This is a genomic window from Burkholderia seminalis DSM 23518 (genome assembly GCF_902832885.1).
GTDB classification, from domain to species: domain Bacteria; phylum Pseudomonadota; class Gammaproteobacteria; order Burkholderiales; family Burkholderiaceae; genus Burkholderia; species Burkholderia seminalis.
Genome location: NZ_CADFDK010000008.1, coordinates 272,072 through 291,337, shown reverse-complemented (window position 1 = coordinate 291,337; position 19,266 = coordinate 272,072). Strand labels below are relative to the sequence as shown.

Below are 19,266 nucleotides of genomic sequence, written 5' to 3'. Positions count from 1 at the left end.
GATTCTATGCACCTCGCGCCGCCCACGCAAGCCCTTTGTGAAAAAAGTTTGAAAAAGCCCCCGTGCGCTGCCGCGCACGGGGGCTGGGGGTTCGACGGGCGACGCGACAACGACGCCCGCACCGTCGCCGACCACACTTCTCTCTATATATAGAGCCTCATCACTTGCCGCCGGCCGCAGCCTGCAGCTGCTCGATCGGCACCGCGTCGGCCATCGCCGTGTAGCCCGCGTCGCTCGGATGAATACCGTCGCCGCTGTCATATCGGCGCTGCAGCACGCTCGGGCGCGCCGGATCGCGCAGCACCGCATCGAAATCGACCACGCCGTCGAACCCGCCGCCGCTCCGGATCCACCGGTTCACCTCGAGCCGGATCGCTTCACGCCCGGCCGGCAACGCCGCCGGCGTGAGCGTCGCGCCGTAAACCTTCACGCCCTGGCGGTGCGCCGCCTCGATCAGCCGGCGGTAGCCGTCGATCAGCGACGCGGCCGTCACCTGCGTATGCGGGTGGTCGCAATCGAGCCCCGCGCGCGGCGGCATCGCCGCGAAGTTGATGTCGTTGATGCCGATCAGCACGACCGCCGCCTTCACACCCGCACGCGACAGCGCATCGCGCTCGAACCGCGACGCCAGCGACGTGCCGTAGCACGCGGAATCGCTGAGCAGCCGGTTCCCGCTGATGCCCAGATTCACGACACCGACCGAATCGGCCCCCGACGCCGTCAGCCGGCGCGCGAGTGCGTCAGGCCAGCGGCGGTTCCGGTTCACGCTGGAGCGCAGCCCGTCGGTGATCGAGTCGCCGATCGCGGCGATACTGGCGCGCGCGGGACCTGTTTCGACTGCCAGCTCGGTCACCCAGGCATATTGAGTAAAACGGGTACGGAACGCGGCGGCGCCGGGATCGTTCACGTGATCGCCCGGCGCAGACACATAGTTGAACTGGTTCGACACGCGGTGCCAGACCGTCATCCGCTGGTTTGGCCCCATCTGGAGACTGATCGCATACGGCTGCGCGGACGCCACGTCGATGGCCACCGGATCGCTTTCGATCTCCTGGCCGGGCGCGAGCGTCACGGACGGCTTGCCGCCGAACCGGACCGGCGCGACCGCGCCGCCGGCGAGCGCCGCCCCCTCGCCGGCGCGCGCGAGGCTCGCGGCCTCGATGACCAGCGGCGCACGGCTGTACGCATTGCTGACGCGAATCCGCGCGGCGCGCCCCGACACCGTCGGGTACACGATCTGGCGCACGGCGCGCCCGGCCACGTCGGGCGCGCGATAGAGCGGCGGCGGCGCAGCAAGGTCGGGAATCGGCTGCAGCGCGGTGGCCCACGCGGCAACCCATCCGGCCGGCGCGGCGAACGCAGCAAGCGGCGACACGAGAACGGCCGCACCCAGCAGGGCCGCGGCGAAACTGCTTCGGAATGACATCGGCAAAATCCTCATCGGAAAGCGGGCATTGTGCCGCAGAAGGCGCGAGGCTCGCGTGCGGGAACGCGCTTGCGTCGCCCGATCGCGCCCCGACGTCCCTCGTTTACCCGAGTCTCGCCGCAAATCCGCAAGAAATTTATTAACCGACCGGTCGGTTGGTTTATACTTCGCACACATTCAACCGGACGAGAGTCTCGCCATGTACACGCAATCCCTCGACATCCCCGGCAACGTCGCACCGCTCGACGCCGCAGCCGAGTCGCCCGAGCAGGCGCGGTTCGACGCGGTGATGGCAGCCGACGGCAAGATCGAACCGCAGGACTGGATGCCCGACGCATACCGCAAGACGCTGGTACGCCAGATCTCGCAGCACGCGCATTCGGAAGTCGTCGGCATGCTGCCGGAAGGCAACTGGATCTCGCGCGCGCCGAGCCTGAAGCGCAAGGCGATCCTGCTCGCGAAGGTCCAGGACGAAGCCGGCCACGGCCTCTATCTTTATAGCGCGGCCGAAACGCTCGGCGTGTCGCGCGATTCGCTGATCGACGCACTGCACGCCGGCAAGGCGAAATATTCGAGCATCTTCAACTACCCGACGCCGACCTGGGCCGACGTCGGCGTGATCGGCTGGCTGGTCGACGGCGCCGCGATCATGAACCAGATCCCGCTGTGCCGCTGCACGTATGGCCCCTACGCTCGCGCGATGATCCGCGTGTGCAAGGAAGAGTCGTTCCACCAGCGTCAGGGTTTCGACGCACTGCTGTCGATGATGAAGGGCAGCGACGCCCAGCGCGCGATGGTCCAGCAGGCCGTGGACCGCTGGTGGTGGCCGGTGCTGATGATGTTCGGCCCGAGCGACGCCGACTCGGTCCATAGCAGCCAGTCCGCGAAATGGGGCATCAAGCGGATCTCGAACGACGACCTGCGGCAGAAATTCGTCGACGCGACGGTCGACCAGGCGAAGGTGCTCGGCGTGACGCTGCCCGACCCCGACCTGAAATGGAACGAAGCGCGCGGCCACCACGACTACGGCACGATCGACTGGGACGAATTCTGGCGCGTGGTCAACGGCGACGGCCCTTGCAACAAGGAACGCCTCGCGACCCGCGTGAAAGCGCACGAGGACGGCGCATGGGTACGCGAAGCCGCGCTCGCGCACGAGGCGAAGCGCCGCGCCCGCGCCGAACAGCACGCCGCCTGAGCGGCAACACCCGAATTCAGGAATCAGGAGAAAGTGATGAACAAGGAATGGCCGATCTGGGAAGTGTTCGTGCGCAGCAAGCAGGGCCTCGACCACAAGCATTGCGGCAGTCTGCACGCCGCCGACGCGACGATGGCGCTGCGCATGGCGCGCGACGTCTACACGCGGCGCCAGGAAGGCGTGAGCATCTGGGTGGTGCCGTCGTCGGCGATCACCGCGTCGGACCCGAACGAGAAGGCCGAGCTGTTCGAACCGGCGGGCGACAAGATCTACCGTCACCCGACGTTCTACACGCTGCCCGACGAAGTCAACCACATGTAACGCCCGCGCCATGACGATCACGCCCGAACACCTCTCCTACGTGCTGCGCCTCGCGGACAACGCGCTGATCCTCGGTCAGCGCAACGCCGAATGGTGCGGCCACGGCCCGATCCTCGAGGAAGACATCGCGCTCACCAACATGAGCCTCGACCTCATCGGCCAGGCGCGCATGCTGTATATGCACGCGGCCGAGCTCGAGCGCCAGCTCAACGGCACGACGAAGACCGAGGACGACTACGCGTACTTCCGTACCGAGCGCGAATTCGCGAACTTCACGCTCGCCGAGCTGCCGCACTACGGCCCGGTCTCCGGCACCGCGCACGCCGACAAGGACTATGCGGTGACGATCGTGCGCAACTTCCTGTACGCGGCATTGATGCTGCACGTATGGAGCGCACTGGAAACGTCGACCGACACGCAGCTCGCCGCGATCGCCGCGAAATCGGTGAAGGAAACCCGCTATCACGTGCAGCACGCCCGCGAGTGGCTCGTGCGCCTCGGCGACGGCACCGACGCATCGCATCGCCGCGCGCAGGATGCGCTCGACTACCTGATGCCGTACACGCGCGAATGCTTCGCGGCCGATGCGATCGACAACGCGATCGCCGCTTCGGGCATCGGCCCGGCGCCGGCCGCGCTCGAAGCCGCGTGGCGCGCGGACGTGGACGATGCGCTCGCCGAGGCGACGCTCGCGCTGCCGGCGCCCGTGAAGCACGTGACGACCGGCAAGCAGGGCGAGCACTCGGAGCACATGGGCTACCTGCTCGCCGAAATGCAGAGCCTCGCGCGCCAGCATCCCGGCGCGACCTGGTAACCGGCCAACGCCACGGAGCCCGACGATGTCCGTCCAGACCGCTGCCCCCTCCCACGCCACACCCGCCGCGCGCCACGACGATCCGCTGCTCGCCCGCGCGTGGGACGTGCTGGAAGCCGTGCCCGATCCCGAGATTCCGGTCGTGTCGATCCGCGAACTCGGCATCCTGCGCGACGTCCGCCGCGCGGACGACGGCCAGCTCGAGGTCGTGATCACGCCGACCTACTCGGGCTGCCCGGCCATGTCGCAGATCGCCGAGGACATCGCCGCCGCGCTGCAGGCCGCCGACCTGCCGCCGCACCGGATCGAGACGGTGCTCGCGCCCGCGTGGACGACCGACTGGATCACGCAGGAGGCGCGCGACAAGCTGCGCGCGTACGGCATCGCGCCGCCGGTCGGCCAGTGCGGCAGCGCCGCGCCACGGGAAAACGTCGTGCGCTTCGTGCCGCGGCCGGTCGCGGCGCCCGCCTGCCCGCGCTGCGGCTCCGCCCGCACCGAGCGTCTCGCGCAATTCGCGTCCACGGCCTGCAAGGCGCTGTATCGCTGCGTCGACTGCCGCGAACCCTTCGACTACTTCAAACCCTACTGAATATGGCGACCCCGCAATTTCATCCGCTGCGTATCCGCGACGTGCGGCCCGAGACCGCCGACGCCGTCACCGTCTCGTTCGACGTGCCGCCCGAGCTGCGCGACGCGTACCGCTTCACGCAGGGCCAGTTCGTCACGCTGAAGACCCACATCGACGGCGAGGAAACGCGCCGCTCGTATTCGATCTGCGTCGGCACGACGGATTACGACCGCGACGGCGAACTGCGCATCGGCATCAAGCGCGTGCGCGGCGGCCGCTTCTCGAACTTCGCGTTCGACACGCTGAAACCCGGCCACACGATCGACGTGATGACGCCGGACGGCCGCTTCTTCACGCACCTGAACGCCGACCACGGCAAGCAGTACGTCGCGTTTTCCGGCGGCTCGGGGATCACGCCGGTGCTCGCGATCGTGAAGACGACGCTCGAACTCGAGCCGCGCAGCACCTTCACACTGATCTACGGGAACCGCAGCGTCGACGCGATCATGTTCGCGGAGGAGCTCGAGGACCTGAAGAACCGCTACATGAACCGCTTCGTCCTCTATCACGTGCTGTCGGACGACCTGCAGGACGTGGAGCTGTTCAACGGCGTGCTCGACCAGGCGAAATGCGCGGAATTCCTCCGCACGCTGACGCCCGCCGACGCAATCGACGAAGCGTTCATCTGCGGCCCGGCGCCGATGATGGACGCGGCGGAAGCCGCGCTGAAGGCGGCCGGCGTGCCGCAGGCGAAGGTGCATGTCGAGCGCTTCGGCACGCCGCTGCCGCAAGCCGGCGCACCGGCCGTCGAAATCACCGAGCAGACGCCGGCCGCCGACCTCGAAATCGTGCTCGACGGCAAGAAGCGCAAGCTGCGCCTGCCGTACGAAGGCGTGAGCCTGCTGGATGTCGGCCTGCGCGCGGGCCTCGCGCTGCCGTACGCGTGCAAGGGCGGCGTGTGCTGCACGTGCCGCGCGAAGGTGATCGAAGGCGAGGTGCGCATGGAGAAGAACTACACGCTCGAGGAGCACGAAGTGAAGGACGGTTTCGTGCTCACGTGCCAGTGCCACCCGATCAGCGACAAGGTCGTCGTGAGCTACGACGAGCGTTGAGCGGCATTGCGCCGCGGCGCCGGGCGGTTTCTCGCCGTCACACATCTCGCTTACACTAGGGGCCGCCGGCCGGCTGGACATCACAACGTCCGCCCGGCCGGCGGTTTTCTTTTGTTGACGACAGGCCGATGAGTACCATTCATGTGATTCAGGGCGGCACCGCCGCCGCGTCGCTGCGCGAGGCACTCGCGCAAGCCGGGCGCGACGAGCACGTCGTCGGTTTGCTCGACGATCTCGGCGTCGGACCACTCAAGGGCGCCGACGAGACGCCCGACACGCGCGCCGCCTTCTGGCACGACGTGCTCGGCGACCAGATCCCCGACTGGAACGCGGAAATCGAGGGCGAATTCGCGCGTCTCGACCAACTCGCGATGGACACGGGCCAGGTGGTCGTATGGCACGCGCCGAGCGTCGGCGACAAGCTGCTGCTGCGCCGCGTCGCCTACCACCTGCGCAACGTGCCGCAGCGCCTGAACGAGGTACGGCTGTCGGCCGCCGATTTCGACCCGGCGCAGCGCAGGGCGCTGTCGCGCACCGACCAGGCATGCTCGACCGGGATGTTCTCGCCCGCGGAACTGGCGCGCAAACGCCCGGCGGCCGCGCCGGTCTCGGTGCTGCGCATCGGCCGCCTCGCACTCGAATGGCAGGAGGCGAAACACCTGAACGCCGAACTGCGCTACTGGGTCAGCAACACGATCAAGAGCGGCTACTATGCCGATCTCGACGCGCTGATCGTCTCGCACGCCGAAACCGACTGGCTGCCCGCGCGGCGCCTCGTCGGCAGCATCATGGCCGCCGCCGACCGCGGCGGGCTGTTCGTCAGCGATTCGATCGCCTGGTGGCGCTGCCGCGCACTGGCGGCAGCCGGCCGGCTCGAGTTGCAGGACGACGCGCCCGACGCCCTCTCTTCCACGCAGGTGCGCGCGGCCCGCGCGGCTTTCGCGCACCGCTAATCTTCCCCATTCGACCATGGCCCGTACCCGAGCGCCCGACCACGAATCCCAGCGCGAACAGATCCTCGATCTGGCCGCCGAGAAATTCGCGCAGACGAGCTATCCGAGCACGTCGATGTCCGATCTCGCGACCGCGAGCGGCACGTCGAAGGCACGCCTCTATCACTATTACGAGAGCAAGGAAGCGATCCTGTTCGACCTGCTCGACCGCTATACCAAACGGCTGATGCTGATCATCGCCGAGGTCGAAGGCGCGAGCCAGCGGCGCGGCCTGAGCGAACGCGACGCGTTCGCCGAGCTCGTGCGCGCGTTCCTCGCCGAATACGAGACGTCGCACAGCCGACACGTCGCGCTGCTCAACGACGTGAAGTATCTCGAGGACGCGCAGCGCGAAATCGTGCTCGACCGCCAGCGCGACATCGTCGCGGCATTCACGCGGCAGCTCGCCCGCGCGTACCCGGACCGCATCTCGAAGGAAAACCAGACATCGGTGACGATGATGGTGTTCGGAATGATCAACTGGACGTTCACGTGGCTGAAGCCGGGCGGCCGCCTCGGCTATCGCGACTTCGCGGAGCAGGTGATCGACCTGATCGAACGCGGGCTGTCGACGGCGGCCTGATTGCCGCGCAGCAGCATGCGTTGCGTGACGGGTACACTGCGATCGCCCGTCGCGCGTTTCATATGATGAATTTTAAATCCGTTAAAAATCAGATAGATAGTAAATGAACTAAGCGGGTTTAGAATTTCTCCTCGGCACAAACAACGTCAAATACGGGTTTTCCCCAACCCCTGTCGGGTAAAATGCTGTTGCATTGCACAACCCGCTTGTGCAGCCACACACTGAGGAACCCACGATGAACACGCAATTCAACGGCCCCGCCGCAGTCGCCGGCACGGTCGGCAGTGCGCCGGTTCTCGTCAGGGAACTGGCTTCCAAAGACCGTGAGCAGATGCTCACCCACTTTCTCTCGCTCGGCGAAGAGGACCGCCTGCTGCGCTTCGGCCAGATGGTGCCCGACCACGTGATCGAGAACTATGTCCGCACGATCGACTTCGGTCGCGACACCGTGTTCGGCGTGTTCGACCACGACCTCGAACTGATCGGCGTCGGCCACCTGGCCTACCTGCCGGCCGAGGGCGACAAGCGCACGGCCGAATTCGGCGTGTCGGTGCTCGAAAGCGCACGCGGCCGCGGCGTCGGCTCGAAGCTGTTCGAGCGCGCGGCGATCCGCAGCCGCAATACGCACGTGACGATGCTGTACATGCATTGCCTGTCGCGTAACGCGACGATGATGCACATCGCGAAGAAGTCCGGGATGCGAATCGAGTACGCGTACGGCGAAGCCGATGCGTACCTGTCGCTGCCGCCGGCCGACCACTCGACGATCATCGCCGAGATGCTGCAGGAACAGGCTGCGGTGTTCGACTACGCGATGAAGCGCCAGGCGCGCCGCACGACGAAGTTCATCGAATCGCTGATGCCCGCCGCACTGACGGCCTGACATCGGCCGGCCGGGTGCGCCAGCGGCGCGCCCGGTTCCCGCCCTTCCCTCCACACTAGCGCACCGAGCGAATCGGCAACGCCGTCGTCTCCTTGAAGCATTCGAGCGAAAAACTCGTCTTCACGTCGATCACCGACGGGTGATGCAGCAAGTGCTCCTGCACGAAGCGGGAGAAATGCGCCATGTCCTCCACCTGCACGCGCAGCAGGTAATCCATGTCCCCCGTCATCGCATGGCACGCGACCACTTCCGGCCAGGTCTGCACGGCCGCGCGGAACAGCTCCGCATGGGTCGCGCCCGCGCGCGCCGACGTCTCGTCGACCCGCATCGGCGCCAGGCCGCCGCGCTTCTCGAGCCGCACGCTCACGTACGCGAGCAGGTCGAGCCCGAGCTTCTGCGGGTTCAGCAGCGCGACATAACCGGTGATCACGCCGATCTCCTCGAGCCGCCGGATCCGCCGCAGGCACGGGCTCGGCGACAGGTTCACGCGCTCGGCGATCTCCTGGTTCGACAGGCGCCCGTTCTCCTGAAGAATCGCGAGAATCCGCCGGTCGATGGCATCCAGTTCGGCTTGCGCCATCTTCTGCCCTCCAATGATTGTTTCAAGGCTGGAAATTGCGTCATCGTAGGGAGCGGCGATTAAGTTCGCAAGTTTCCGCTCGTGCCCGCCCGCTACACTCTGTCGCATGTATCGATTCGCCGCGCACGCCCGGGCATGTGCGGCCGTCGACATCGAACCAGGCCAGGCAGGCGGACGTCGCCCCGGGCCGACCGCCCCGCACAGGAGACACGACATGCAGATCCCCAACTGGGACAACCCCGTCGGCACCGACGGCTTCGAATTCATCGAATACACGGCGCCGGACCCGAAAGCGCTCGGACAACTGTTCGAGCGGATGGGTTTCACCGCGATCGCACGCCACCGCCACAAGGACGTGACGGTGTACCGCCAGGGCGACATCAACTTCATCATCAACGCCGAACCCGACTCGTTCGCGCAACGCTTCGCGCGCCTGCACGGCCCGTCGATCTGCGCGATCGCATTCCGCGTGCAGGACGCCGCGAAGGCGTACCAGCGCGCGCTCGACCTCGGCGCGTGGGGCTTCGACAACAAGACGGGCCCGATGGAGCTGAACATCCCGGCGATCAAGGGCATCGGCGATTCGCTGATCTATTTCGTCGACCGCTGGCGCGGCAAGAACGGCGCGCAGCCGGGCGCGATCGGCGACATCAGCATCTATGACGTCGACTTCGAGCCGATCGCCGGCGCGAACCCGAACCCGGTCGGCCACGGCCTGACCTACATCGACCACCTGACGCACAACGTGCACCGCGGCCGCATGCAGGAATGGGCCGAGTTCTACGAGCGCCTGTTCAACTTCCGCGAAGTGCGTTACTTCGACATCGAAGGCAAGGTGACGGGCGTGAAGTCGAAGGCGATGACGTCGCCGTGCGGCAAGATCCGCATCCCGATCAACGAGGAAGGCTCGGAAACGGCCGGCCAGATCCAGGAATACCTGGACGCGTACCACGGCGAAGGGATCCAGCACATCGCGCTCGGCGCGAGCGACATCTACCAGGCGGTCGACGGCCTGCGCAGCAAGGAAGTGAAACTGCTCGACACGATCGACACGTATTACGAGCTGGTCGACCGCCGCGTGCCGAACCACGGCGAATCGCTGGACGAACTGAAGAAGCGCAAGATCCTGATCGACGGCGCGCGCGACGACCTGCTGCTGCAGATCTTCACCGAGAACCAGATCGGGCCGATCTTCTTCGAGATCATCCAGCGCAAGGGCAACCAGGGCTTCGGCGAAGGCAACTTCAAGGCGCTGTTCGAGTCGATCGAACTCGACCAGATCCGCCGCGGCGTCGTGCAGGACAAGGCCTGACGCACTCGGCAAGCGGCGGCCTCGGGCAACCGGGCCGGCCGCACGATCCGGCGGCGCAAAGAAAAAGGGCGGGAATCCGAGGATTCCCGCCCTTCTCTCATTCCGGCGCGGCCTGCCGGCCGCGCGACCGGATCAACGCGCGTTCGCCTTCGACTCGACGGCGCGCTCGGCCGACGGCTGCGCGGCGGCGTCCTGGGCCGGCACGATCTGACGCATCTGCGCGCCGGCTGCCGCCAGTGCGCTCGCGCCTTGCGCGCGCACCGGGCCGGTCATCGCGAAAAACGCGGCGGACACGATCAGGAAACTCTGGATATGACGTGTGTTCATTGCACCTCCTGTAAAACTGCCGGCGCCTCCCCGATTGCGTCGAAACGAGCCAACGCGACCGGGCACCTCCGGCAGGCCGACAAGATTAACGGCATTTGCTCGCAGATGGACGCGGCTTTACATGCTTTTACATGATGTAACGCATCATCACGCCCCTTTTTTCGGTGCGCCGCCGCCATTCCACCTGCCTTCCAACCGCATTCGAACCGATGGGCGGCGGGTTTGCCCCAGTGCTACCATCGCTTAAAACCGGCGAACATGCCGGCCACTGCCGACGCATCCAAAAGATGCCGACGCAACCGAAGTTTTGGTGATCCCAGACCGGGTGGAGGAGACAGTTAATGAATGCCCCGCTAGACGCAGACCAACGCGCGTCGCTAGAAGCCGCGCTGAAGTCCGTCACGCTTGACGACAAATACACACTCGAGCGCGGTCGCGCGTACATGAGCGGCATCCAGGCCCTCGTGCGCCTGCCGATGCTCCAGCAGGAACGCGACCGCGCCGCCGGTCTCAATACGGCCGGCTTCATCTCCGGCTACCGCGGCTCGCCGCTCGGCGGCCTCGATCTGTCGCTCTGGAAAGCCAAGCAGCATCTGGCGGCCCACCAGATCGTCTTCCAGCCCGGCCTCAACGAAGATCTCGCCGCCACCGCCGTATGGGGCTCGCAGCAGGTGAACCTGTACCCCGGCGCGAAGCACGACGGCGTGTTCGGCATGTGGTACGGCAAGGGCCCGGGCGTCGACCGCACCGGCGACGTCTTCAAGCACGCGAACTCGGCCGGCTCGTCGCAGCACGGCGGCGTGCTGGTGCTCGCCGGCGACGACCACGCGGCGAAATCGTCGACGCTCGCGCACCAGTCCGAACACATCTTCAAGGCGTGCGGCCTGCCCGTGCTGTTCCCGTCCAACGTGCAGGAATATCTCGATTTCGGCCTGCACGGCTGGGCGATGAGCCGCTACTCGGGCCTGTGGGTCGCGCTCAAGTGCGTGACGGACGTCGTCGAATCGTCGGCGTCGGTCGACATCGACCCGCATCGCACCGAGATCGTGCTGCCGACCGATTTCATCCTGCCGGAAGGCGGGCTGAACATCCGCTGGCCCGACCCGCCGCTCGTGCAGGAAGCGCGGCTGCTCGACTACAAGTGGTATGCCGCGCTCGCTTATGTGCGCGCGAACAAGCTCGACCGGATCGAGATCGATTCGCCGAACGCGCGCTTCGGGATCATGACGGGCGGCAAGGCGTATCTCGACGTGCGCCAGGCGCTGACCGATCTCGGCCTCGACGACGACACCTGCGCGCGGATCGGCATCCGGCTCTACAAGGTCGGCTGCGTATGGCCGCTCGAAGCACAGGGCGCGCAGGCGTTCGCGCGCGGCCTCGACGAAATCCTGGTCGTCGAGGAAAAGCGCCAGATTCTCGAATACGCGATCAAGGAAGAGCTGTACAACTGGCCGGACGGCCAGCGCCCGCGCGTGTTCGGCAAGTTCGACGAGAAGGACGGCGCCGGCGGCGAATGGTCGGTGCCGATGGGCAACTGGCTGCTGCCCGCGCACTACGAACTGTCGCCGGCGATCATCGCGAAGGCGATCGCGACGCGCCTCGAGAAGTTCGAGCTGCCGTCCGACGTGCGCGCGCGCATCGCCGCGCGGCTCGCGGTGATCAACGCGAAGGAAATGGCGCTCGCGAAGCCGCATGTGCAGACCGAGCGCAAGCCGTGGTTCTGCTCGGGCTGCCCGCACAACACGTCGACCAACGTGCCGGAAGGCTCGCGGGCGATCGCCGGCATCGGCTGCCACTACATGACCGTGTGGATGGACCGCAGCACGAGCACCTTCAGCCAGATGGGCGGCGAAGGCGTGCCGTGGATCGGCCAGGCGCCGTTCACGGACGAGAAGCACGTGTTCGCGAACCTCGGCGATGGCACCTACTTCCACTCGGGCCTGCTGGCCGTGCGCGCGGCGATTTCGTCGAAGGCGAACATCACCTACAAGATCCTCTACAACGACGCCGTCGCGATGACGGGCGGCCAGCCGGTCGACGGCGTGCTGACGGTGCCGCAGATCACGCACCAGCTCGCGTCCGAAGGCGCGAAGAAGATCGTGATCGTGACCGACGAGCCGGAGAAGTACGACAGCCAGAAGGCGCTGCTCGCGCCGGGCGTGACGGTCCATCACCGCGACCAGCTCGACGACGTGCAGCGCGAGCTGCGCGAGATCGAAGGCACGACGATCCTGATCTACGACCAGACCTGCGCGACCGAGAAGCGCCGTCGCCGCAAGCGCGGCACGTATCCGGATCCGGCCAAACGCGTCGTGATCAACGACGCGGTGTGCGAAGGCTGCGGCGACTGCTCGGTGCAGTCGAACTGCCTGTCGGTCGAGCCGCTGGAAACCGAATTCGGCACGAAGCGCCAGATCAACCAGTCGAGCTGCAACAAGGATTTCTCGTGCGTGAAGGGCTTCTGCCCGAGCTTCGTCACGGTCGAGGGCGGCCAGTTGAAGAAGCCGAAGGCGGTTTCGGTCGACGGCAACGCGCTGCCGCCGATCCCGGAACCGACGCTGCCCGAGATCGACCGTGCGTACGGCGTGCTCGTGACGGGCGTCGGCGGCACGGGCGTCGTCACGATCGGCGCGCTGCTCGGGATGGCCGCGCATCTGGAAAACAAGGGCGTGACCGTGCTCGACGTCACCGGCCTCGCGCAGAAGGGTGGCGCCGTGATGAGCCACGTGCAGATCTCGCACGCGCCGACCGACATCCATGCGACGCGGATCGCGATGGGCGAAGCCGACCTCGTGATCGGCTGCGACGCGATCGTCACGGCCGGCGACGAGTGCACGTCGCGGATGCGGCACGACACGACGCGCGTGGTCGTCAACAGCGCGCAGACGCCGACCGCCGAGTTCATCAAGAACCCGAACTGGGCATTCCCGGGGCTGTCCGCGGAGAACGACATCCGCGCGGCGGCAGGCGCCGCGGTCGACTTCATCGACGCGAACCGCTTCGCGGTCGCGCTGCTCGGCGACGCGATCTACACGAACCCGTTCGTGCTCGGCTACGCGTGGCAGAAAGGCTGGCTGCCGCTCACGCTCGCGTCGCTCGAACGTGCGATCGAGTTGAATGCGGTGTCGGTCGAGAAGAACCGTGCGGCATTCGACTGGGGCCGCCGCGCCGCGTACGACCTCGCCAGCGTGAAGCAGGCCGCGGCCGGCGACGCACGTCCCGCGCAAGGCGCCACGGTGATCGCGCTGCACACGAAGAAGGCGGTCGACGCGTTGATCGCGAAGCGTGTGGAATTCCTCACCGCGTACCAGGATGCCGCGTACGCCTCGCGTTATGCGGCCTTCGTCGACAAGGTGCGCGCCGCCGAACGCGCGCTGGCGGACGGCGACACGGTGCAGGAGCAACTGACCGAAGCGGTCGCGCGCAACCTGTTCAAGCTGATGGCGTACAAGGACGAATACGAGGTCGCGCGACTGCAGTCCGACCCCGCGTTCCTCGCGCGCCTGAGCGCGCAGTTCGAAGGCGACTGGAAGCTGAAATTCCACCTCGCGCCGCCGCTGTTCGCGAAGACGGATGCTCACGGCCATCTCGTGAAGAAGGCGTACGGCCCGTGGATGATGTCGGCGTTCCGGCTGCTCGCGAAAGCGAAGTTCCTGCGCGGCACGGGGCTCGATCCGTTCGGCCGCACCGAGGAGCGCCGCACCGAGCGCGCGCTGATCGGCGAGTACGAAGCGCTGATCGGCGAGGTGCTCGGCAAACTGAACGCGGCCAACCGCCCGCTCGCGCTCGAGCTCGCGGCGCTGCCGGACGGCATTCGCGGCTACGGCCACGTGAAGGAGAACAACCTGCGCGCGGTACGCCGGAAGTGGGACACGCTGCTGACGAAGTGGCGTTCGCCGGCAGGCGGCCAGTCGCACCAGCAGGTCGCGTAACGGGACGCGGCAGGCGAGGCGTTCGCGCTCGGGACGCCCCGCCCGCCCCGCCGTTGCGGTTCATGCGAAAAAAAACGCCACGGAACGCAGGTTCCGTGGCGTTTTTCATTGCGCCGCGCATCGAGCGCGGCACACGCGGGCGCGAACTTACTTCGTGTTCACGTTCGCGGCGGCAACGGCCGTCATGTTGATGATCCGGCGCACGGTCGCGGCCGGCGTCAGGATGTGGACCGGCTTCGCCGCGCCGAGCAGGAACGGGCCGACCGTCACGCCTTCGCCGCCGACCATCTTCAGCAGGTTGTACGCGATGTTCGCCGCCTCGACGTTCGGCATGATCAGCAGGTTCGCTTCGCCCGACAGCGTCGTGCCCGGGAACGCCTGCTTGCGGATCACTTCCGACAGTGCCGCGTCGCCGTGCATTTCACCGTCGACTTCCAGGTTCGGTGCGCGTTCGACGATCAGTTTGCGGGCCTCGCCCATCCGGCGCGACGACGCCGACGGCGCGCTGCCGAAGTTCGAGTTCGACAGCAGCGCGGCCTTCGGCGCGATGCCGAAGCGCTCGATCTCAGCCGCGGCCTGGATCGTCATGTCGGCCAGCTGTTCGGCGCTCGGCAGCTCGTTCACGTACGTGTCGCACACGAACAGGTTGCGGCCCGGCAGCATCAGCAGGTTCATCGCGGCGAAGTGCTCGGCGCCCTTCGCGCGGCCCAGCACCTGCTCGATGAACTTCAGGTGGCTGTGGAACGTGTCGATCATCCCGCAGATCATCCCGTCCGCGTCGCCCAGGTGCACGAGCATCGTGCCGATCAGCGTGTTGAACTTGCGCATCGCGGCCTTCGCGACTTCCGGCGTCACGCCGTCGCGCGCGCCGATCTCCTGATACGCCTGCCAGTAGCGGTGGTAGCGCGCATCGTCTTCCGGATCGACGATTTCGAAATCGACGCCGGCCTTCAGCTTCGAGCCGATCTTCTGCAGGCGCATGTCGACGACCGACGGACGGCCGACGATGATCGGCCTGGCGATCTTTTCCTGCAGCACGAACTGCGCGGCGCGCAGCACGCGCTCGTCCTCGCCCTCGGCGAACACGATGCGGGCCTGCTTCTGCTTCGCGGTCGCGAACACCGGGCGCATCACCATGCCGGTGCGGTAGACGGTCGCGCCGAGTTGCTCGCGGTACGCGTCCATGTCCTGGATCGGGCGCGTGGCGACACCCGAATCCATCGCGGCTTGCGCGACGGCCGGCGCGATCTTGATGATCAGGCGCGGGTCGAACGGCTTCGGGATCAGGTAGTCCGGCCCGAATTCGAGCGAGTGGCCTTCGTACGCCTTCGCGACTTCCTCGCTCTGGTCGGTTTCTTGCGCCAGCTCGGCGATCGCGCGCACGCACGCGAGCTTCATTTCTTCCGTGATCGTCGTCGCGCCGACGTCGAGCGCGCCGCGGAAGATGAACGGGAAGCACAGCACGTTGTTGACCTGGTTCGGGTAGTCCGAACGGCCGGTCGCGACGATCGCGTCCGGGCGCACGGCCTTCGCGTCTTCCGGGCGGATTTCCGGTTCCGGGTTCGCGAGCGCCAGGATCAGCGGGCACTCGCCCATCGTCTTGACCATGTCCTGCTTCAGCACGCCCGCGCTCGAGCAGCCGAGGAACACGTCCGCGCCGACGATCGCGTCGGCGAGCGTGCGCGCGTCGGTGGTGGCCGCGTAGCGCTGCTTCGACGGGTCGAGGTTGCCGCGCCCTTCGTAGATCACGCCCTTCGAATCGGCGACCAGGATGTTCGACTTCGTCAGGCCGAGGTTCACCAGCAGGTCCAGGCACGCGATGGCCGCGGCGCCGGCACCCGAGCACACGAGCTTCACGTCGGACAGCTTCTTGCCGACGACCTTCAGGCCGTTCAGGATCGCGGCCGACGCGATGATCGCGGTGCCGTGCTGGTCATCGTGGAAGACGGGGATCTTCATGCGCTCGCGCAGCTTCTGCTCGATGTAGAAGCATTCCGGCGCCTTGATGTCCTCGAGGTTGATGCCGCCGAGCGTCGGCTCGAGCATCGCGATCGCCTCGACGAGCTTGTCGGGGTCGGACTCCGACAGTTCGATGTCGAACACGTCGATGCCCGCGAATTTCTTGAAGAGGCAGCCCTTGCCTTCCATCACCGGTTTCGCGGCGAGCGGGCCGATGTTGCCGAGGCCGAGCACGGCCGTGCCGTTCGTGATCACGCCGACCAGGTTGCCGCGCGACGTGTACTTCTGCGCGTCGAGCGGATCGGCGTGGATCGCCTCGCACGCGGCGGCGACGCCCGGCGAATACGCGAGCGACAGATCGAGCTGGTTCGACAGCGGCTTGGTGGGGGTGACCGAAATCTTGCCGGGTTTCGGATTCAGGTGATAAGCGAGAGCGGCCTGCTTCAGTTGTTCGTCCATGATTGACCTGCGAGAGACATGCGAAATATTGACGGCTCAGTACACAGCACCTTCGGCCGCGTCTGCTTGAATCGAGGGGGTGGTCGACTGCGAGACGGCACGCGACGCGCCGGGTCGGCACGCCATCGAACCTTGGCGGGTGGCAAGAGGAAAGTACAAAGTACTGAACGATTTCTAAGGGTCGCCTAGTGTACACCCCCTAAATGACGCCCGTTGGTGCAGCGCCGCATCCCAGGCATCGGCACCGGGTCGGTCGCGCCCCGTTTGTTTCGCCGGTGGTGAGGGGCCACGCGAACCTGCGCGAATTCCGCCGAAAACCGGCCTGAATCGGGTAAAATAGCCGGCTACGCGCGCAGCGATGCGATTGGTCCTCCGATCGCGCCCCGGCCCCCTGGGCAGGTTCCCCTTGCTGCGCCACCGGGCCCGCGCCCGCTCCTCGCTCATCACCCAAGGAATGCCCATGACAGGCTACGATCGTCAGTCGATCTCGGATACGACCGCCAAAATCCTGCTCGAAGTGCAGGCGGTGCACTTCAACGCCGAAAAACCGTTCATCTTCACGTCCGGCTGGGCAAGCCCCGTCTATATCGACTGCCGCAAGCTGATCTCGTACCCGCGCGTGCGCCGGGCGCTGATGGAAATGGCGGAAACGACGATCACGCGCGACATCGGCTTCGAGCAGATCGACGCGGTGGCGGGCGGCGAGACGGCCGGCATCCCGTTCGCGGCCTGGATCGCGGACCGGATGATGGTGCCGATGCAGTACGTGCGCAAGAAGCCGAAGGGTTTCGGCCGCAACGCGCAGATCGAAGGCCATCTGGAAGAAGGCTCGCGCGTGCTGCTGGTGGAAGACCTGACGACCGACAGCCGCAGCAAGATCAACTTCGTCAACGCGCTGCGCACCGCGGGCGCGACGGTGAACCACTGCTTCGTGCTGTTCCACTACAACATCTTCAAGGAAAGCGTGTCGGTCCTGAAGGATATCGACGTCGACCTGCATGCGCTGGCGACGTGGTGGGACGTGCTGCGCGTCGCGAAGGCCTCCGGCTACTTCGAAACGAAGACGCTCGACGAAGTCGAGAAATTCCTGCACGCGCCGGCCGAGTGGTCGGCGGCGCACGGCGGCGCGACGGCCCCGAAGGAATGACGCCGCGCCGGCCTGCATGCCGGCGTCCTGGCCGAAAAAACCGCCCGCCCGATCGCGGGCGGTTTTTTTTCGTCCGCCGATCCGCACGATGACCGGGCGCAATCGCGGGCTGCGGCGTGCGTCGTTCATCGAACCCTAATGCTAGACTTGAACCATCGCCGCCATCAGCTGCGCGGGCAACACACAACGCCAACAACGCCGGGAGCATCGGGCCGGCCCACGTGACGGGAGAAGCGCCATATGCGTGTGGATCGCCGGACCACTCCGCCTGCGCCATCGGGTCACCCGTCTCCGTCCATCCGCTTCGTCCTGCTCTGCGCCGCCGTGTTCGCGGCGCTGCCCGCACACGCGGAAAGCCCGTTCACCGTGACGAGCGACGACCTGACGCCCGGCGGGCGCGTGCGCGCCGCGAACGTATTCGACCGCGGCGACTGCAAGGGCGCGAACCGCTCGCCGCAGCTCGCATGGCACAACCCGCCGGCCGGCACGCGCGGCTATGCGGTCACGATCTTCGATCCCGATGCGCCCGGCCACGGCTGGTGGCACTGGGCCGTCGCGGGCATCCCGGCCACCGTCACGAGCCTGCCGGCCGACGCGAGCGCATCCGGCTTCCTGCGGCGCATCGGCGCGAGCGAGGCGCGCAACGACTTCGGCAGCGACGGCTACGGCGGCCCGTGCCCGCCGCCCGGCAAGCCGCACCGCTACGTGATCACCGTCTACGCGCTGAAAGGCACCGACCTGCGCGTGTCGCAGGGCCGCCCCGCGCCGATGTTCGAGCACGAGATCGGCACGCTGGCGATCGGCACCGCGCAATTCACGGTCACTTACGGCCAGTAGCGGCGCCATGCGCCGCCAGACGGCGCCGCCGCGATGGCCGTCCGCCGCGAATTTCAGTGCGCCGCGCGCGCACGTTGTCTCGTCATTTCGGCTTGCTAGACTCGTCGTCACCGGCCGCGGCAATTCCTGCCGCGCGACCGTCGCGCCGCCGGCAGGCGGCGCGTGACGCGGCGAGCCTGCGGTCCGCCGTTCCCGTCCCTTTCCGGAGAACGCTTCATGTCGAACATCGTCATCGTCTATCACAGCGGCTACGGTCACACGCAGAAACTGGCCGAGGCCGTGCATGCCGGCGCGCAGGACGCCGGCGCGAACGTGCGCCTGATCGCCGTCGGCGACCTCGACGACGCGGGCTGGGCCGCCCTCGACGCGGCCGACGCGATCATCTTCGGCGCGCCGACCTACATGGGCGGCCCGTCGGCGCAGTTCAAGCAATTCGCCGATGCCACGTCGAAAGCGTGGTTCACGCAGAAGTGGAAGGACAAGGTCGCCGCGGGCTTCACGAACTCCGCGACGATGAACGGCGACAAGTTCTCGACGATTCAATATTTCGTCACGCTGGCGATGCAGCACGGGATGGTATGGGTCGGCACGAGCCTGATGCCGGCCAACTCGAAGGCGGCCACGCGCAACGACATCAACTACCTCGGCGGCTCCACGGGCCTGCTCGCGCAATCGCCGGCCGACGCGACGCCCGACGAAGGCCCGCTGCCGGGCGACCTCGAGACCGGCAAGGCATTCGGCCGGCGCGTGGCCGAAGCGACCGCACGCTGGGACGCCGGCGCCCGCTGAACACGCCCCTGACGCCCGCACCGGCGG

The 19,266-nt window shown here is 67.0% G+C and carries 17 protein-coding genes; 13 read left to right on the top strand and 4 right to left on the bottom strand.

The features are described from left to right. Positions 1–160 precede the first annotated feature (160 nt). Positions 161–1,426: an SGNH/GDSL hydrolase family protein gene (locus HWX00_RS24610; RefSeq protein ID WP_175028549.1), complete on the bottom strand. Its 1,266-nt coding sequence runs from the start codon at positions 1,424–1,426 to the stop codon at positions 161–163. A 199-nt stretch (positions 1,427–1,625) separates the two neighbouring features. On the opposite strand from HWX00_RS24610, the gene paaA reads away from it, so the two are divergent. The 8 genes from paaA to HWX00_RS24570 all read left to right on the top strand — a co-directional run bounded on the left by paaA (position 1,626) and on the right by HWX00_RS24570 (position 7,897). Further along, a complete protein-coding gene (gene paaA / locus HWX00_RS24605) occupies positions 1,626–2,624 on the top strand; it encodes a 1,2-phenylacetyl-CoA epoxidase subunit PaaA (protein ID WP_006477414.1) in 999 nt (332 codons plus the stop codon). Between the two features lie 36 nt (positions 2,625–2,660). Further along, positions 2,661–2,945: a 1,2-phenylacetyl-CoA epoxidase subunit PaaB gene (gene paaB, locus HWX00_RS24600; protein WP_034188015.1), complete on the top strand. Its 285-nt coding sequence runs from the start codon at positions 2,661–2,663 to the stop codon at positions 2,943–2,945. Positions 2,946–2,955: 10 nt separating this feature from the next. Then, complete coding sequence (gene paaC, locus HWX00_RS24595; RefSeq protein WP_175028545.1) at positions 2,956–3,759, top strand: 1,2-phenylacetyl-CoA epoxidase subunit PaaC; 804 nt, start codon at positions 2,956–2,958, stop codon at positions 3,757–3,759. Between the two features lie 25 nt (positions 3,760–3,784). Continuing rightward, complete coding sequence (paaD, locus tag HWX00_RS24590; protein ID WP_034188017.1) at positions 3,785–4,348, top strand: 1,2-phenylacetyl-CoA epoxidase subunit PaaD; 564 nt, start codon at positions 3,785–3,787, stop codon at positions 4,346–4,348. A 2-nt stretch (positions 4,349–4,350) separates the two neighbouring features. After that, the gene (paaE, locus tag HWX00_RS24585; protein ID WP_034188018.1) at positions 4,351–5,439 is read left to right on the top strand and encodes a 1,2-phenylacetyl-CoA epoxidase subunit PaaE; all 1,089 of its coding nucleotides are present in this window, start codon (positions 4,351–4,353) and stop codon (positions 5,437–5,439) included. A 128-nt stretch (positions 5,440–5,567) separates the two neighbouring features. Continuing rightward, positions 5,568–6,392: a DUF1835 domain-containing protein gene (locus HWX00_RS24580; RefSeq protein WP_049030972.1), complete on the top strand. Its 825-nt coding sequence runs from the start codon at positions 5,568–5,570 to the stop codon at positions 6,390–6,392. A gap of 16 nt (positions 6,393–6,408) precedes the next feature. Beyond that, positions 6,409–7,014 carry a TetR/AcrR family transcriptional regulator gene (locus HWX00_RS24575; RefSeq protein ID WP_006482923.1) on the top strand — a complete coding sequence of 202 codons (606 nt, stop codon included), beginning with the start codon at positions 6,409–6,411 and terminating at the stop codon, positions 7,012–7,014. Between the two features lie 235 nt (positions 7,015–7,249). Further along, positions 7,250–7,897 (top strand): GNAT family N-acetyltransferase, encoded by a 648-nt coding sequence (locus HWX00_RS24570; RefSeq protein WP_059559326.1) that lies wholly within the window; start codon positions 7,250–7,252, stop codon positions 7,895–7,897. Between the two features lie 55 nt (positions 7,898–7,952). On the opposite strand, the gene HWX00_RS24565 is transcribed toward HWX00_RS24570, so the two are convergent. Next, positions 7,953–8,477 (bottom strand): Lrp/AsnC family transcriptional regulator, encoded by a 525-nt coding sequence (locus HWX00_RS24565; protein ID WP_034188021.1) that lies wholly within the window; start codon positions 8,475–8,477, stop codon positions 7,953–7,955. 214 nt (positions 8,478–8,691) lie between these two features. On the opposite strand from HWX00_RS24565, the gene hppD reads away from it, so the two are divergent. Then, on the top strand, positions 8,692–9,789 hold the full coding sequence (hppD, locus tag HWX00_RS24560; RefSeq protein ID WP_034188022.1) for a 4-hydroxyphenylpyruvate dioxygenase: 1,098 nt from the start codon (positions 8,692–8,694) through the stop codon (positions 9,787–9,789). A 132-nt stretch (positions 9,790–9,921) separates the two neighbouring features. Here hppD and HWX00_RS24555 read toward each other — a convergent pair whose 3' ends face one another. Further along, a complete protein-coding gene (locus HWX00_RS24555) occupies positions 9,922–10,116 on the bottom strand; it encodes a hypothetical protein (protein WP_049028196.1) in 195 nt (64 codons plus the stop codon). 341 nt (positions 10,117–10,457) lie between these two features. On the opposite strand from HWX00_RS24555, the gene HWX00_RS24550 reads away from it, so the two are divergent. After that, positions 10,458–14,048 (top strand): indolepyruvate ferredoxin oxidoreductase family protein, encoded by a 3,591-nt coding sequence (locus tag HWX00_RS24550; RefSeq protein ID WP_124671131.1) that lies wholly within the window; start codon positions 10,458–10,460, stop codon positions 14,046–14,048. 147 nt (positions 14,049–14,195) lie between these two features. Here HWX00_RS24550 and HWX00_RS24545 read toward each other — a convergent pair whose 3' ends face one another. Then, a complete protein-coding gene (locus tag HWX00_RS24545) occupies positions 14,196–16,466 on the bottom strand; it encodes an NADP-dependent malic enzyme (RefSeq protein ID WP_175028544.1) in 2,271 nt (756 codons plus the stop codon). A gap of 460 nt (positions 16,467–16,926) precedes the next feature. Between HWX00_RS24545 and HWX00_RS24540 the strand changes: the two genes are divergently transcribed. From HWX00_RS24540 to HWX00_RS24530, 3 genes are all read left to right on the top strand, one after another. Further along, complete coding sequence (locus tag HWX00_RS24540; RefSeq protein ID WP_006482887.1) at positions 16,927–17,613, top strand: orotate phosphoribosyltransferase; 687 nt, start codon at positions 16,927–16,929, stop codon at positions 17,611–17,613. Between the two features lie 240 nt (positions 17,614–17,853). After that, positions 17,854–18,450 carry a YbhB/YbcL family Raf kinase inhibitor-like protein gene (locus HWX00_RS24535; RefSeq protein ID WP_124608566.1) on the top strand — a complete coding sequence of 199 codons (597 nt, stop codon included), beginning with the start codon at positions 17,854–17,856 and terminating at the stop codon, positions 18,448–18,450. 216 nt (positions 18,451–18,666) lie between these two features. Next, positions 18,667–19,239, top strand: a complete 573-nt coding sequence (locus tag HWX00_RS24530; protein ID WP_034188027.1) for a flavodoxin family protein — start codon at positions 18,667–18,669, stop codon at positions 19,237–19,239. The last annotated feature ends 27 nt before the right edge of the window (positions 19,240–19,266 follow it).

Coding starts and splice junctions, on each gene's coding strand:
- HWX00_RS24610 (WP_175028549.1), bottom strand. CDS start 1,426: ATGTCATTCCGAAGCAGTTTCGCCGCGGCCCTGCTGGGTGCGGCCGTT.
- paaA (WP_006477414.1), top strand. CDS start 1,626: ATGTACACGCAATCCCTCGACATCCCCGGCAACGTCGCACCGCTCGAC.
- paaB (WP_034188015.1), top strand. CDS start 2,661: ATGAACAAGGAATGGCCGATCTGGGAAGTGTTCGTGCGCAGCAAGCAG.
- paaC (WP_175028545.1), top strand. CDS start 2,956: ATGACGATCACGCCCGAACACCTCTCCTACGTGCTGCGCCTCGCGGAC.
- paaD (WP_034188017.1), top strand. CDS start 3,785: ATGTCCGTCCAGACCGCTGCCCCCTCCCACGCCACACCCGCCGCGCGC.
- paaE (WP_034188018.1), top strand. CDS start 4,351: ATGGCGACCCCGCAATTTCATCCGCTGCGTATCCGCGACGTGCGGCCC.
- HWX00_RS24580 (WP_049030972.1), top strand. CDS start 5,568: ATGAGTACCATTCATGTGATTCAGGGCGGCACCGCCGCCGCGTCGCTG.
- HWX00_RS24575 (WP_006482923.1), top strand. CDS start 6,409: ATGGCCCGTACCCGAGCGCCCGACCACGAATCCCAGCGCGAACAGATC.
- HWX00_RS24570 (WP_059559326.1), top strand. CDS start 7,250: ATGAACACGCAATTCAACGGCCCCGCCGCAGTCGCCGGCACGGTCGGC.
- HWX00_RS24565 (WP_034188021.1), bottom strand. CDS start 8,477: ATGGCGCAAGCCGAACTGGATGCCATCGACCGGCGGATTCTCGCGATT.
- hppD (WP_034188022.1), top strand. CDS start 8,692: ATGCAGATCCCCAACTGGGACAACCCCGTCGGCACCGACGGCTTCGAA.
- HWX00_RS24555 (WP_049028196.1), bottom strand. CDS start 10,116: ATGAACACACGTCATATCCAGAGTTTCCTGATCGTGTCCGCCGCGTTT.
- HWX00_RS24550 (WP_124671131.1), top strand. CDS start 10,458: ATGAATGCCCCGCTAGACGCAGACCAACGCGCGTCGCTAGAAGCCGCG.
- HWX00_RS24545 (WP_175028544.1), bottom strand. CDS start 16,466: ATGGACGAACAACTGAAGCAGGCCGCTCTCGCTTATCACCTGAATCCG.
- HWX00_RS24540 (WP_006482887.1), top strand. CDS start 16,927: ATGACAGGCTACGATCGTCAGTCGATCTCGGATACGACCGCCAAAATC.
- HWX00_RS24535 (WP_124608566.1), top strand. CDS start 17,854: ATGCGTGTGGATCGCCGGACCACTCCGCCTGCGCCATCGGGTCACCCG.
- HWX00_RS24530 (WP_034188027.1), top strand. CDS start 18,667: ATGTCGAACATCGTCATCGTCTATCACAGCGGCTACGGTCACACGCAG.